Source organism: Azohydromonas aeria, from assembly GCF_009760915.1.
GTDB classification, from domain to species: Bacteria; Pseudomonadota; Gammaproteobacteria; order Burkholderiales; family Burkholderiaceae_C; genus Azohydromonas; species Azohydromonas aeria.
This window is the reverse complement of sequence record NZ_VIDQ01000118.1, coordinates 1-14,990: the sequence shown is the minus strand read 5'-3', so window position 1 is coordinate 14,990 and position 14,990 is coordinate 1. Positions and strand designations below refer to the sequence as shown.

Genomic DNA, 14,990 nt, shown 5'->3' with positions numbered 1-14,990 from the left:
CTGGGCCTGCGCCAGCGCCGCGCCGGCCAGGCCGCCCAGGGCCAGCAGCGCCGCGGCGGCGCGCCGGCGCAGCGCGCGGCCGGCCAGGGGGGAAGTCGAAACGGTAGCGATCGGGGTGTTCATCTCTTCAGGGCTCCACGCAGTGGGAGCCTGAAGGTTGAGGGCGCCGCTTTTCGCCGCGGTGTGGACGGCGTAAAGAACGGTTAAGCCTGCGCGCCTACCGTGCGGGCCTTTACCGTGTCAGGTATCACGCTGTAACGTCCCGAAGGAAAACCCCCTTGAATCTAGGGGGGTGACAATCCGAGGCTCCACTCAATGCCCTCCAGCGGACGCTTGACAAGTGGCGCCGGAGTGCATCCACCCCTTTCAGCAGCCGCCCTTGCCGTCGATGCGCGCCCTTTTGAAGCTCCTGCCCAGCCTGCTGCTCGGGCTGGCCTGGGTATCGGCCCATGCCGCCGGCGAGCGGCCTCTGACGCTGGGCGTGGTGCCCTACCTGAGCGCGCGCGCCATCGTGCAGCTGTACCGGCCGCTGCAGGAGCAGCTCGAGCGCGCGCTGCAGCGCCCGGTGCGGCTGGTGACAGCGCCGGACTACATCACCTTCCTCGACAAGACCGCCAAGCGCGAGTACGACCTGGTGGCCACCTCGCCCGCGTTCGGGCGCCTGGCGCAGCTGGAGACGGGCTACGTGCCGCTGGCGCGGCCGGTGCACTCGCTCGAGGTGCTGCTGGTCACGCCCAGGGACGGCCCGCTGCAGAGCCTGGAGGCGCTGCGCGGCCAGATCATTGCCACCACCGACCTGCTGGCCACGCTGACGCTGGCCGGGCAGCGCGCGCTGCGCGAGCGCGGCCTGGTGCCCGGGCGCGACGTGACCCTGCGCGCCACCTCCAGCCATGCCAACTCGCTGGCCGCGCTGCAGCGCGGCGACGCGGCGGCGGCCATCAGCTCGGCCACGGCGCTGCGGCAGCTGTCGCAGTCGACGGTGGCGGAGGTGCGCATCGTCACCGTGCTGAGCACGACCACGCCGCTGCTGTACCTGGCCAGCCCGGCGCTGGCTCCGCCGGAGGTCGAGACGGTGCGGCGCACGATGCTGGAATTCGCCAACGCCACCGAGGCAGGCCGCCGCTTCGTCGATGAGCTCGGCCACGGCGGGCTCGCACCCATCGTGCCGCGCGACATGGCCAGCCTCGACCCGCTGGTGGGCGACCTCAAGGCGCAGCTGGAGAACATGCGTTGAGCCGGCTCAAGGCGCTGCTGCGCTCGCTGTCGGCCCGCATCATCCTGGCCTGCGTGGTGCTGGAGGCGGCCGTGCTGGGGCTGGTGGTGCTCAGCGGCGCGCAGATCATGGACAACACGCTGCGCGCGCAGGCGGCGCTGCGCGTGGAGCAGTCCAAGCCGCTGCTCAACGCCGCGCTGGCCGCGCCGCTGGCGCAGGAGGACCTCGTCACGCTGCAGGAGATCCTGCGCGAGAGCCGCAGCGCGCACGCCATCGCCTACCTGGTGCTGCTCGACGAGGAGGGGCGGCCCATGGCCAGCGAGGGCTGGGACATGCGCCGGCGGCTGCCGCTGGCCGACGCCGAGCTGCGGCTGGACCTGCCTGACGGCTACTTCGACGTGGACATGCCCATCGAGCTCGCTGGCCAGACGTACGGGCGGCTGCACTTCGGCATCGCGCTGCGCGATCTCAACGCCACGGCGCAGCGCCTGGTGGCGCAGAACGTGGCCATCGGCGTGGTGGCCATCGGCGTGTCGCTGCTGTTGCTGGTGGCGGTGGGGCGCTGGCTGACGCGTCCGCTCAAGCAGCTGACCAATGCGGCGCGGCGCATTGCCGAGGGCGAGTTCGAGGTGCGGCTGCGCGCCGTCAGCGGCGACGAGGTGGGCACGCTCACGCGCGCGTTCAACACCATGGCCGGCGCGATCGCCGAGCGGGTGCAGGCGCTGGAGGAAGCGCACGCGCTGCAGGAGTGCTACCTCGACCAGTCGCGCTCGGAGCATGCGCGGCTGTCGGCGCTGCTGTCGGCCATGACCATCGGCATCCTGTTCGTCGACGAGCAGGACCGCATCGTCTATCACAACCCCGCGCTGTGCCGGCTGCTGGGCATCGACGCCGATGCCGAGCTCGATGGCCACGCCGTGCAGGCGCTGGCCGCGCTGGCCGCGGCGCGCGGCGTGGCGCCGGACTGCTTCGCGGGCTCGTCCGCCCCGGCGCGCGCCGGCGCCGCGCAGGAGCTGCGGCTGTCCGACGGCACGGTGCTCACGCGCACGGCGCACCCGGTGCGCGGCGAGGACAGCCACCCCATCGGGCGGCTGTGGATCCTGGCCGACGTCACCAGCGAGCGCCGCACCGCGCAGCAGCTGGTCTACCTGGCCGAGCGCGACCCGCTGACCGGGCTCTACAACCGCCGCTCCTTCCAGCACGAGCTGCAGCGGCGCCTGGTGCACGCGCAGCGCCAGGGCACGCAGGTGGCGCTGCTGCTGTTCGACCTGGACGAGTTCAAGCTCATCAACGACCGCTACGGCCACCAGGCCGGCGACAAGGTGCTGGTGCAGGTGGCCGCCGAGGTGGGCGGGCTGGTGCGGCGCAGCGAGTTCCTCGGCCGCCTGGGCGGCGACGAGTTCGCGCTGATCTGCGAGCCCGACGGGCCGGAGACGCTGCAGGCGCTGTGCGACCGGCTGGTGGCGGCGATCGCGCGGCTGCCGGTGTCGTTCCGCGGCCGCAGCCTGCGCCTGACCTCCAGCCTGGGCGTGGCGCTGTTCCCCGAGCATGCCGACAACCCGGACGAGCTCGTGGCGCGCGCCGACGCGGCCATGTACCAGGCCAAGGAGGCCGGCAAGAACGGCTGGCAGCTCTACGACCGCGACCGCGACGGCACCGACGAGAAGCTCGCGCGCATCGGCTGGAACGAGCGGCTGCGCCGCGCGCTCGACCACGACCAGTTCGTGCCCGTGTTCCAGGGCGTGTACGGCGCGCACGAAGGCGAGCTGCAGCACTTCGAGCTGCTGCTGCGGCTGCGCGACGAGAGCGACCCGCAGCGCCTGATCACGCCGGGGCAGTTCATCCCGCACGCCGAGCGCAGCGGGCTCATCCGCGAGATCGACCGCTGGGTGGTCAGCCGCGCGCTGGAGACGCTCGCGCGCATGCCGCAGCTGCCGGCGGTGGCGGTGAACATCTCCGGCCGCTCCTTCGACGACCCGGCGCTGCCGCGCCACATCGAGGGCGAGCTGCGCCGCACCGGCGTGGCGCCGCACCGGCTGCTGGTGGAGCTGACCGAGACGGCGGCCGTGGGCGACCTCAAGGACGCGCAGCGCCTGATCGCCCAGCTGCACGGCATGGGCTGCCGCGTGTGCCTGGACGACTTCGGCAGCGGCTTCGCCAGCTTCGCTTACATGAAGAGCCTGCCGGTGGACGTGCTCAAGATCGACGGCCTGTTCGTGCGCAACCTGGCGCGCGAGCCCAACGACCTGGTCTTCATCCGCGCCATCGTGGACGTGGCCAAGGGGCTGGACAAGATCACCATCGCCGAGATGGTCGAGGACCCGGAGACGCTGGCGCTGCTGCGCGGCGTGGGCGTGGACCAGGTGCAGGGCTGCCACTTCGGCCGCCCGCAGGAGCTGAACGAGTCGCGCCCGCTGGAGGCGCGGCTGCCGGCCTGAGGGCGCGCGCCGGGGGTGTGCACAATCGTTGGCTCATCAACCGGAATCGAGGCGGGAGGCCCGGCGCATGGACGAGCAGACGATGCAGGCGGTGTACCTCACCGGCCACGGCGGCAACGAGGTCGTGACGGTGGGCGAGCGCCCGCGCCCGCGCCGCGCTCCCGGCGAGGTGCTGGTGCGGCTGCGCGCGGCCACGCTGAACCGGGTGGACCTGTACATGCGCGACAGCGGCGCGGGCATCACGCACCGGCTGCCGCAGATCATGGGCATCGACGGCGCGGGCGAGGTCGAGGAGGTCGATGTCGGCGAGCCGCTGCTGCGCGCGGGCCAGCGCGTGCTGGTGCACCCGGGCATCAGCTGCGGGCGCTGCGAGTTCTGCGCGCGGGGCGAGGGCGTGCTGTGCGGCAGCGTCTCCTACCTCGGCGAGCACCGCGACGGCACGCTGGCGCAGTTCGTCAGCCTGCCCGCGCGCAACGTGTTCCCGATGCCCGAGGGTTTCAGCTTCGAGGAGGCCGCCGCGCTGAGCGTGAACCACCTCACCGCGTGGCGGATGCTGTTCTCCAAGGCGCAACTGAAACCGTGGGAGACGGTGCTGATCTTCGGCATCGGCGGCGGGGTGTCGCTGGCGGCGCTGCAACTGGTGAAGTGGGCGGGGGCGCGGGCGATCGTCACGTCACGCGACGACGCCAAGCTGGAGCGCGCGCTGGCGCTGGGCGCCGACCACGCCGTCAACGGCGCGAAGCAGGACGTGGCCAAGGCGGTACTGGCGCTCACCGGCGGGCGCGGCGTGGACGTGGTGATCGAGAACATCGGCGCGGCGGTGTGGGGCAGCGCGCTGCGCTCGGTGGTGCGCGGCGGGCGCATCGTCACCTGCGGCGCCACCAGCGGCGACCAGCCGCCGGCGGATCTGCGGCGGGTTTTTATTAGGCAACTGCAGATATTCGGCTCGACGCTCGGCGATCTGCATGAGATGGACGCGCTGCTGAAGGCCTGCGCGGGCGGGGGGATTCGGCCGGTGATCGATTCAACCTTCGAGATGGCCGACATTCATGCGGGGCTGGATCGGCTGGAGTCGGGAAGGCAGTTCGGGAAGGTGGGGGTGAGGGTGGGGTGAGGTCTCGAACCCTGAGTTTCTGCTGGGCGTTGTTTGGATTTTTTGATTGGCTAGAGCCGGAAGTGTCGATCGCACTTGATATTGAGAATGACGCTGTTCTGTAGGTAATAGTTCAATTTGTGACGCTAATTTTTCCATGATTTCCCATGTGGGCGCAATGTAATTTGTTAATGTCTCGAAAATATAGTACAAATTCATGGAAAAATTGCTTTTTCTGACAAAAAATAATAATCTATGTTATGTGTTTTTACTATATTGAATTCGTTCTTTGGGCGTGTGCTGCGGGCTGATGACGATTGCTGCACAGGGGTGAGGCGCGTTGGTTGAAATGGATTTATTATTAATCAATGAAATAATTGGAGAATAGGAGGTTGAGTATGGAAAATGTGAAATCAGGTGGAAACGAGCGCGCGTGGTCACGTCAGCATGTTATGCTTATATTGATTGGAGTTGCCAGCGCATTGATCGCATCTCTGATCACCTGGGTGGTTGCAATATTCACAAACTATCTTGCAAAATCATTGTCGGATGTGCAGTTGAACTCCATAGCAATAAAGGTTGTAGAAAATGAAAGCTTCCGCGACTTGCTCATTGCAAAAATGAATGCCTCTGGTTTATTCAAAGGGGAGAACGGGAAGCAAGGTCTACAAGGTCCGACAGGAGCGCAAGGAATCGATGGGCCGGCATGGGTTCCAGTCGTGACATCGTTTGGTCCCTTCGATACAAAAAGTGGAATGAGCAAGGTTCTCGGCAATCATGTTTTTTGTGCATTGAACTCCGCGGGCGATGTTCACCACGATCAATCGTGCAGATGTGACGTCTCAAGGCCTGGCGAGGTCGATTGGGTAATCAAGGTTACATTGCATGAAAAGCGAGATGGATTTTGCAAGTGTGGAGCAATTTGCCTCAAGGGCAAATAAGTGCGCTTTTGATGTCGAGGTGTAATCTTGCCCTGCGACTATATATGGCCGCTGCCTGGGCTGTTTTCTGTTTTTTCGCTGCCATTGCATGAAAATATAATGCCCTCCTACACCTCCCACCTCCTCTGGCTCCGCGAAGAGCAACCCTTCACCGACAACCGCTACAGCCGCGTCCACCGCATCGAGTTCGACGGCGGCGCGGTGCTGCAGGCATCGTCCTCGCCGCATGTCGTGAGGATGCCTTTTTCCGACCCGGCCGCCGTCGATCCCGAGGAAATGTTTGTCGCCTCGCTGTCGAGTTGCCACATGCTGTGGTTCCTCTCCATCGCGGCGCAGCGCGGCTTTCGCGTCGATGAATACCGGGACGCGGCCGAGGGCGTGATGGAAAAGAATGCCCGGGGAAAGCTGTTCATGTCCGTGGTCACGCTGCGGCCCGAGGTCACGTTCTCGGGAGAATCAGTTCCCGACGAGGCCGCGTTCCAGGAAATGCACCACGCGGCGCATGAGGAATGCTTCATTGCCAATTCGGTGGTGACGGAGGTGCGGTGCGAGGGGGTGATGAGGCGGGCGGGGTGATGCGACAACGGATGCCGACCGAAGAAGTTCGATCGGTGGCTTCCCGTCAGCCGCGATGCCTCGCACCCCGATCGTCATTCCGGCGAAAGCCGGAATCCACGCGCGCCGTTGCGGTGGAATAGCCTGCGTGGGCACGTGCCTGCGTTTGTCAGCGAGACATCCCGGCGTTCGTGGATTCCGGCTTTCGCCGGAATGACGGGGCAGGGCAGCGGCATCCTGGGCTTCGGCCTGCCCATTAGATTCGATAAACCCGGTCAATACCGACCAGTCATCCGTCCTGCCTCAGCAGTGGCGGATTCCTTCCAGCACCCCCACCGCCCCCTCGAAATCAAACTCCAGCAGCCGCGCGTCGATCTCGCCGGCCGCCGCCGCATGGGTCCGGCGCAGCGCCGGCGCCAGCGCCCTCCACAGCGCCACGGCGCGGTAGTCCCCGGCGCGCAGCAGCTCCGCCAGCTCGTCGAGCCGCGCCGCGTCGGCCGTGGCGGCGCCGGTTTCCCCGTCGTCGCCCGCCTCGGTGCCCGCCAGCCCGGCGCGGATCGCCTCCAGCAGCCCCTGGAGCTCGTCCAGCAGCGCCTGGCCGGACGCGGCCAGCGTGGCCGCCGACGCGCCCTCGGCCAGTGCCCGCTCCAGCGCGCGTGCCCGCTGCGCCAATGCCGGCGCGCCGATGGGCTCGGCCGAGCCCCACAGCGCATGCGCCAGCGCCGCCAGCGCCGCCGTGTCGCCCTCGGCCAGGCGCTGCCGCGCGACCGTCAGCTCCGCGCCGTAATGCGCCACGAACTGCGCCAGCACCCGGCGGTACAGCCCGGCCTGGCCGCCCAGGTAGCGCAGCGCCAGCGCCGCATCCAGCCCGGCGATGGCCGGCAGCGGCGCCGCGCCGGGCGCGGCGGCGGCAGGGGTTTCGGCGGGCGCATCGGCCGCGGCGGCCCCGTCGGCCACCCGGGCCGGCGGCGACGAGATGTCTTCCGCGCGGCGCGCTGGCAGCCAGCGCAGCAGCGCGGCAAAGAACCGATCCGGCACGATCGGCTTGGCCACGTGGTCCACCATGCCCGCCGCGGTGCAGGCGGCTCGGTCGGCCTCGGAGTTCCGGCCCGTCAGTGCCAGGATCGGCACCGCGCCGCACCCCGGCAGGGCGTGGATGCGCCGCGCCGCCTCGATGCCGTCCATGCCCGGCATGCGCAGGTCCATCAGCACCAGGCCGTACGCCTGCGCGGCGGCGGCGGCCACGGCCTGCGCGCCGTCGCCGGCCGTGTCCACCTCCAGCCCGGCCCAGTGCAGCAGCTCCAGCGCCATGCCCTGGGCCACCGGGTCGTCGTCCACCAGCAGTACGCGCGCGCCGCCGGCATGGCGGCGCACGGCGTCGGCATCGGCCTCCTTGCCCGGCGCGGGCAGGGCCGGCGCCGGTGCGGGCGTGCCCTCGCGCATCCGCGCGCTGATCCAGAACTCGCTGCCCACGCCCGGCTCGCTGCGGGCCCCGGCCTGACCGCCCAGCAGCAGCGCCAGGCGCCGCGTCAGCGCCAGCCCCAGCCCGGTGCCGCCGAAGCGCCGCGTGGTCGAGGCGTCCGACTGCACGAAGGCGTCGAAGACGCGCTCCAGCTGCGCCGGCGCGATGCCGATGCCCGTGTCGCGCACCCGCAGCCGCAGCAGCAGCCCCTGCGCGTCGCGCTCCAGCACCTCGGCGTGCACCTCGATGCGTCCGCTCTCGGTGAACTTCACGGCGTTGCCCAGCAGCTTGTGCAGCGCCTGCGACAGCCGCGTGGCGTCGCCGACCAGCGCGTCGGGCACGGCACCCGCGTCCACCGACAACTCCAGTCCCTTCGCCCGCGCGGCGTCCGCCACCAGCGCGGCGCAGCCCGACAGCAGCGCGCGCAGCGAGAACGGGTTCTCGCACAGCCGCAGCCGCCCGGCCTCGATGCGCGAGAGGTCGAGCAGGTCGGTGAGCAGCATCAGCAGCCGGTCGGCCGCATCGCCGATGCGCTCCAGCCGCTGCGACTGCACGGCATCGAGCGCATCGCGGTGCAGCAGGTGCGTCAGGCCCAGGATGGCGTTGAGCGGGGTGCGCAGCTCGTGGCTCATGTTGGCCAGGAAGGCGCTCTTGGCCTGGTTGGCGGCGTCGGCTCGGTCGCGCGCGAGCACCAGCTCGGCGTTGGCGCCGCGCAGCTGCCGCGTGCGCTCGTCCACCAGGTCCTGCAGCCGGTGGCGGTGCCGCTCCAGCTCGGCGGCGATGCGCTTCTTCTCCGTCACGTCCTCGACGATCCAGAGCTCGTGCGTGATGCGCCCGCCGTCCTGGCGGATCGGCGCGGCCTGGATCAGCTCCTCGTACCGCGCGCCGTCGTGGCGCCGGCTCAGGAACTCGCCCGACCAGCTCCGGCCTTCCGCGAGCGCCTGCGCCATGGCCTCCAGCCGGTGCGCGGGCATGCGCAGCGGCTGCAGCTCGTGGGCCGGGCGCCCCGTGGCCTGCGCGCGGTCGATGCCCGTGATGCGGCCGAAGGCATCGTTGACGTACTCGAAGCGCCCTTCGAGGTCGCGGATGGCGATGCCCACCGGACTCTGGTCCACCGCCTTCGACAGCTTGACCAGCTGCGCGGTGGCCGCGCGCAGCGCCTCCTCCGCGCGCTTGCGCTCGGTGATGTCGCGCGAGATGCCGAACAGCCCGATCACGCGCCCGTCGGCATCGCGCAGCGGCCCCTTGGTGGCCAGGAACGTGCGCAGGCCGTCGCCGGTGTCGAGCTCTTCCTCGTAGGTGTGCACGCGCCCGTCGGCCAGCACGCGCGCGTCGTGGGCACGGATCAGCTCGGCCTGCCGCGGCGGGAAGAAGTCGCCGTCGTCGCGGCCGAGCGCGGCTTCCACCGGCACGCCGCCCAGGCGGCTGAACTCGCGGTTGCACACGATGTAGCGCCCTTGCAGGTCCTTGGCGAAGATGACGTCGCTGGAGCTGTCGGCCAGGTCGCGCACCAGCGCCAGCGCGCGCAGGCGCTGCTCCTGGTCCGCGCGCTGGGCCTGTGCCTGCTCGCGCGCGAGCCGCTCACGCCGCGCCGCCGCGCGCGCCAGCACGCCCAGCAGCGCCAGCAGGCCCAGCGCCACGATCCACAGCGTGTCCTTGAGCGCCTCGCTGCGCAGCTCGGCGGCGTCCATCTGCGCCACCAGCATCCAGCCCGAGCCGGGCACGGGCCGCGCCGCGCCGAACACCGGCACGCCGTCGAAATCGACGCCCGCGGCGGCCTTCCCGGGCGCCAGCCGGCCGGCCACGACCTGCCCGGCCAGCAGCGCGGGCCGGTTCGCCGGCACGCGACGGTCGTCGAGCAGCGGCACCAGCGCGTCGCCCTCGTGCCGCGCCAGCACCGTCCTCGCGGTGCGCAGGCCCGGCGGCCAGCCGCGCAGCATCGGCAGCACGAAGTCCTCCAGGTCCGCGCGCAGCACCACCGCCAGCCGCGCCGTGTCATCGGGGCCGAGCACGGGCACCACCATGTCCAGCCAGGCCGTGCCCGTGCCCGGGCCGCGGCCGGCGATCTGCACGATCTCGCCGCTGCGCAGCGCCCGCCGCACCGCCTCGCGCAGCGCCGGGTCCGCCGGCTCGGCCTGGAGGTCCTCGGCCGCGATCAGCGCCGCATCCTCGCCGAACACCAGGGCGCTGCGGTTGCCGAAGGCCTCGCGCATCACCACCAGGCGCTCCATCAGCTGCGGCAGGGCCGTGGCGTCGCCGCCGCGCCAGCGCGCGTACATGCCGGCGTAGATCGTGCTGGAGCGGATGAAGCGCGCCTGCGATTGCCGGTAGGAGAACCAGGTGCCGAGCTGGCTCGACTGCTGCGCCGCCACGCTCTCCAGCTGGCGCAGCTGCTGCGCGCGGCGCGCGTCGGCGTCCAGCCACAGCGCCAGCGCCGTCAGCGCCACGATCGCCGCAGGCAGCGCCAGCGCCCGTCCCCGGGCCCGCCATCCCGCGGGCGGTGAGGCCTCCGGCGCCGGCGCCGGAGGCAGGCCCTGCGCGCCCAGCGCGCCGCGCCGCGCCAGCACGTACAGCAGGACGGCCGTGAAGGCCACGAACAGCCAGCCCTTGACCGCGCCGGCGCGCACCAGCCAGTCCGGGTCGCGCACCAGGGCCCCGAGCAGCCAGTCCGAGCCCAGGATCCACGCGCCCGCCGCCATGGCGTAGCCCAGGGCCAGGCGCAGCGCCGTCCGGCCGGCGCGCGCGGGCAGCCCGTCCCCGGGTGCCGGGCCCGTGCCGGCGGCCTGCGGTGGAGCCATGGCCGCGCGCCGTCAGCCGGCGGCGCGCGTGGCCGCGACGATGCCCGCCTCCGACCCGGCCTCGTCCGGGTGGCGCCGCGCGATGGCGCAGAACTCGTCGTAGTGCGCCAGGAAGCAGTCGAGCAGGTCCGGGTCGAAATGCCGCCCGCGCTCGGCGGCCAGGATCTCGCGCACCTGCTCCATGGGCATGGGCGCCTTGTAGACGCGGCGCGAGATCAGCGCGTCGAACACGTCGGCAATGGCCATCAGCCGCGCCGGCAGCGGGATGGCCTCGCCGGCCAGGCCGCCGGGGTAGCCGCTGCCGTCCCAGCGCTCGTGGTGGCGCAGGGCGATGTCGCGCGCATAGGCCAGGAACTCCACCGGCTCGCGCATGTCGGCCACCGCGCGGTCGATGGCCGCGGCGCCCAGCGCCGCGTGCGTCTTCATCACGGCCCATTCCTCGGCCGTGAGCTTGGCCGGCTTGAGCAGGATCTGGTCGGGGATGCCGACCTTGCCGATGTCGTGCAGCGGCGCCGACTTGGCCATGAGCGCGATGCTGCGCTCGTCGAGCGCGGCGGCGAAGCGCGGCAGCGCGCGCGCCAGCCGCGCCAGCGTCAGCACGTATTCCTGGGTGCGCAGGATGTGGTTGCCGGTCTCGTTGTCGCGCGTCTCGGCCAGGCGCGCCAGGGCGCGGATGGTCACGTCCTGGATCACCTGGTTCTCGTGCATGCGCCGCCCGATCTCGGCCTCCAGCGCGGCGTTGTCGCGGCGCAGCAGGTCGCGCGCGCGCTTGAGCTCCAGGTGCGTGCGCACCCGCGCCAGCACGATGGCCGGGTGCAGCGGCTTGGCGATGTAGTCCACCGCGCCCAGCGCCAGGCCGCGCTGCTCGTCCTCCACGGCGTCCAGCGCGGTGATGAAGATCACCGGCACGTCGCGCGTGGCGGACTCGGCGTGCAGCCGCTGCAGCACCTCGTAGCCGCTCATGGCCGGCATCATGATGTCGAGCAGCACCAGGTCGGGCACCGGCTGCTGCGCCGCCAGCTGCAGAGCGCGCGCCCCGGAGTTGGCCGCGCGCACCCGGTAGTGGCCGCACAGCAGCTCGCCCAGCACCGTCAGGTTCTCCGGGTGGTCATCGACGATCAGGATGGTGCTCTGGGACATGCGGGCGGGTCGTGGCGGGCGCGGAATCGGGCGCCGGACCCGGGTTCATCGGCAGATTCGGGCGCCGCTGAAGCACACGCCGCCGCGAAGGGATGCCGCTGGCCCGGACGGCTGCCGCGGCGCCATCGTCGCGCACGGGCGCGCACGGGCCTTGAGCCTGATCAAGCGGGCGGCGGTGTCGAGGGCCGGCGGGTGGCGCCGGTGCCAAATGTTCACCCCGGTCCCGGCCGGGTGCTGCCTTCAGTCCGCGGCCCGTGCGCGCGGCGGCACCGGGCCCAGCAGCGGGTCGATGAGCTGCTCCGACAGCGTCGCGCCGACGTGGCCGTCGATGCCGTACACCGGCGGGAAGTGGCCGGGCAGGTGATGCGTGCCGAAGAGCCGGTCGATCCAGGGAAAGATCGCCGCGAAGTTGCGGTCGCGGTGCGCGTCGTTGGTGTGGTGCCAGTGGTGGAAGGCGGGCGTGGAGATCAGCCACTCCAGCGGCCCCAGGCGCAGGCGCAGGTTGGCGTGGATCAGGAAGCTCCAGAAGGTGCCGAAGATCGTCACCAGCGCCACCACCGGGTCGAACTGCCCGTTCGCCGGCGAGCCCAGGCCCAGCAGGTACACCGGCAGCAGCCCGGCCAGGCGCTCCAAGACGATGTCGAAGGGATGCGCGCGGGTGTTGGCCAGCCAGTCGAGCTGCTCGGGGCTGTGGTGCACGGCGTGGAAGCGCCACAGGAAGGAGTTGCTGTGCATCCAGCGGTGCATCCAGTACACGCCCAGGTCGTTGACGACCAGCGCCGCCAGCAGTTTCAGGCCCACCGGCCAGGCCGCCACGGTGGAGTACCAGCCCAGCGGGTCGAGCCCGTGCAGCGCGCGCGCCAGCAGCGCCACCGGGATGGCGTAGGCCATGGCCGGCAGCAGCGAGTTGATGAAGTACCAGCACAGGTCCGTGCGCCATTGCGCTCGCAGCACCGGCGCGCGGCGCAGCGCGAAGAAGCGCTCCAGCGGCACGAACACGGCCACCAGCAGCACCAGCCACACGCTGAGCCGGGCCACGTCGTAGAGGAAGGCGTGCATGGGGATCGGACCTGCGGGAAATGAAACGCGGCGAAGGCTCGCGCCGCGGTGAAGGGTGGAAAGGGCGGCGCCCGTCAGGGAGCCGCCCGGCACCAGGCCGGCGCCCGCGGGCGCCGGGCACGGTCGAGGGGATCAGCCGCGCTTCTGGCGGCGGCGGCGCACGGCGGCCACGCCGAACAGGCCGGCGGTCACCAGCGCCAGCGAGGCGGGCTCGGGCACGGCCGCGGGGGGCGGCGGGGAGTTGACGGCCTCCAGCCGCACGTCGTCCAGCAGCGAGAAGGGCGGGTAGCCGATCGTGCCGATGGCCAGGAAGCCCAGGGTCTGCGAGGTGGAGGTGGCCGTGAAGTTGTACGACTCGTAGCGCCAGCCGCCGAAGCCCTGGTCGGCATTGGGCTGCAGGCCGGTGGTGACCGTGTCGCCACCGAACTGGACCTGCCAGCCCGACTCGTGCGCGCCGCGCGCATCGGTGAACTGCGCCTGCGCCCACTCGAAGCTCAGCGAGTACTGCTGGCCGATGGTCAGTCCCTGGATCTCCTGCGTCAGCCAGCCCCAGGCATATCCGCCGTCGCCGCCCACGAAGTAGCCGCCGTTGTTGCTGCCGGTGAAGCCGTTGTTGACGCCGTTGGCCGGTCCCCAGATCGTGATGTTGCCCAGCTCCGAGCTGAAGCCGGCGCTGTCGGCGAAGGCATTCACGACGAAGTTGAAGGCGCGGATGCGGTTCGAGCCGTCCAGCGGTGCGCCGTTGTCCCAGCCCTGGAGGACGGTGGCGTTGTCGATCATCCCGGGGCCCATGTTCTGCTCGAAGTCGCCGTTGACGACCAGGTTGGCAGCGGACGCCGTGCCGGCGGCGGCCAAGGCCAGTGCGGCCAGCGCAATCTTGTTGAGCTTCACTTGCTTTTCCACATCTCTAGGATTGTAAAAAATACTGCACTTCTGTGTCGAAGCAGTAAATTCGTAAGCAAATGAAGTGCCACCTACCGGACATTGAAAGAAATCAACCGGTTAGCGCAAGTCGGCCAAGGTGTCGTCAAGAAAGTGTCAAGTTTTCCGACACCTTGCGCTGCCTCAATCATTGCTGCGGAAGTGCGTCACACGAGCGGCGTGTGAAGTCCTGCGCAGCGTCCGAACACGAGTTGTCACATAGGCCACGCACAATGGCGGGTTGCTCCGATCCGCCCGAGACCGCACCCGGTGTCCCGGTTCCGCAGTTCTGCGCGCGGCGCATCCGCGCCCTTCCATGAAAACCAAGACCCCCCGCCGCCTCCCGCTCGCCCTGTCCCTGTGCCTGCTGACCTCCGCCGCGCTGCTGGGTTGCGGCCCGGATGACGACCCGAAGGCGCTGACCGCCTCGGCGCGCGGCTACATCGCCCAGAACGACTACAGGGCCGCCACCATCCAGCTCAAGAACGCGCTGCAGAAGTCGCCCGACCTGGCCGAGGCGCGCGTGCTGCTGGGCCAGACGCTGCTGGAGCAGGGCGACCTGGTGGGCGCCGAGGTGCAGACCTCCAAGGCGCTGGAGCTGGGCGCCGCGCAGGACGAGGCCGTGCCGCTGATGGCGCGGCTGCTGCTGCTGCAGGGCAAGGCGGCGCAGGCGCTGGAGCGATTCGGTGCGGCGAAGCTGTCCACGCCGGCGGCGAATGCGGCGCTGCAGACCGTGCTGGCCCAGGCGCACCTGGCCCAGGGCCAGCGCGAGCGCGGCGAGGCGGGGCTCAAGGCGGCGCTGGATCTCGACGCGCAGCACGTGCCGGCGCGGCTGCTGCAGGCGCGGTTGCGCGCGGCGTCGTCCGACCTGCCCGGGGCGCGGGCGCTGGTGGACGAGATCGTCAAACAGCACCCCAAGGACATGGAGGCCTGGCTGCTGCAGGCCGCGCTGGCGCAGGCCGCCGGCGACGACGCGGCCGCCGAGCAGGCCTACCGGCAGGCGCAGGCCGCGCGCAAGGACGCCATGGGGCCCTACGTCGGCCTGATCCGGCTGCTGACCGCGCAGAAGAAGCACGAGGAGGCCGACAAGCAGCTCGCCGCGCTCAAGGGCGTGTTCCCGGGCCACCCGCAGACGCGCGTGCTGGAGGCGCAGTCCGCGCTGCGCCGCCAGGACCTCAAGGCCGCGCGCGAGTCCATCCAGGCCGTGCTCAAGGTCGCGCCCGACTTCGGCTACGCGCAGCAGCTGGCCGGCGCCATCGAGTACGAGGCCGGCGCGCTGGCGCAGGCCGTCACGCACCTGACGCGCGCGCAGCAGCTCATGCCCGAGTCGCTGGCCGCGCGCCAGCTGCTGGCGCAGGCGCTGCTGCGCG

General features: G+C 70.8%; 10 protein-coding genes. 6 read left to right on the top strand and 4 right to left on the bottom strand.

From position 1 onward, the window contains the following. Positions 1-388 precede the first annotated feature (388 nt). From FJ694_RS33910 to FJ694_RS33890, 5 genes are all read left to right on the top strand, one after another. Positions 389-1,234, top strand: a complete 846-nt coding sequence (locus FJ694_RS33910) for a phosphate/phosphite/phosphonate ABC transporter substrate-binding protein (RefSeq protein ID WP_157271938.1) — start codon at positions 389-391, stop codon at positions 1,232-1,234. After that, complete coding sequence (locus FJ694_RS33905; RefSeq protein ID WP_157271937.1) at positions 1,231-3,651, top strand: EAL domain-containing protein; 2,421 nt, start codon at positions 1,231-1,233, stop codon at positions 3,649-3,651. The genes FJ694_RS33910 and FJ694_RS33905 overlap by 4 nt, the downstream gene beginning before the upstream one ends. A 67-nt stretch (positions 3,652-3,718) precedes the next feature. Next, positions 3,719-4,765 carry a zinc-binding dehydrogenase gene (locus FJ694_RS33900; RefSeq protein ID WP_232540346.1) on the top strand — a complete coding sequence of 349 codons (1,047 nt, stop codon included), beginning with the start codon at positions 3,719-3,721 and terminating at the stop codon, positions 4,763-4,765. 377 nt (positions 4,766-5,142) lie between these two features. After that, positions 5,143-5,685, top strand: a complete 543-nt coding sequence (locus tag FJ694_RS33895; protein ID WP_157271936.1) for a hypothetical protein — start codon at positions 5,143-5,145, stop codon at positions 5,683-5,685. Between the two features lie 99 nt (positions 5,686-5,784). Then, on the top strand, positions 5,785-6,261 hold the full coding sequence (locus tag FJ694_RS33890) for an OsmC family protein (protein WP_157271935.1): 477 nt from the start codon (positions 5,785-5,787) through the stop codon (positions 6,259-6,261). Between the two features lie 282 nt (positions 6,262-6,543). On the opposite strand, the gene FJ694_RS37870 is transcribed toward FJ694_RS33890, so the two are convergent. From FJ694_RS37870 to FJ694_RS33870, 4 genes are all read right to left on the bottom strand, one after another. Then, positions 6,544-10,500 carry a PAS domain-containing protein gene (locus FJ694_RS37870; RefSeq protein ID WP_157271934.1) on the bottom strand — a complete coding sequence of 1,319 codons (3,957 nt, stop codon included), beginning with the start codon at positions 10,498-10,500 and terminating at the stop codon, positions 6,544-6,546. 12 nt (positions 10,501-10,512) lie between these two features. Continuing rightward, on the bottom strand, positions 10,513-11,640 hold the full coding sequence (locus FJ694_RS33880; protein ID WP_157271933.1) for an HD-GYP domain-containing protein: 1,128 nt from the start codon (positions 11,638-11,640) through the stop codon (positions 10,513-10,515). A 240-nt stretch (positions 11,641-11,880) separates the two neighbouring features. Beyond that, positions 11,881-12,699, bottom strand: a complete 819-nt coding sequence (locus tag FJ694_RS33875) for a sterol desaturase family protein (RefSeq protein WP_157271932.1) — start codon at positions 12,697-12,699, stop codon at positions 11,881-11,883. A 132-nt stretch (positions 12,700-12,831) separates the two neighbouring features. Beyond that, the gene (locus tag FJ694_RS33870) at positions 12,832-13,590 is read right to left on the bottom strand and encodes a PEP-CTERM sorting domain-containing protein (protein ID WP_157271931.1); all 759 of its coding nucleotides are present in this window, start codon (positions 13,588-13,590) and stop codon (positions 12,832-12,834) included. A gap of 346 nt (positions 13,591-13,936) precedes the next feature. Here FJ694_RS33870 and FJ694_RS33865 point away from each other — a divergent pair. Continuing rightward, a partial coding sequence (locus FJ694_RS33865) for a tetratricopeptide repeat protein (RefSeq protein ID WP_157271930.1) occupies positions 13,937-14,990 on the top strand: 1,054 nt, incomplete at its 3' end.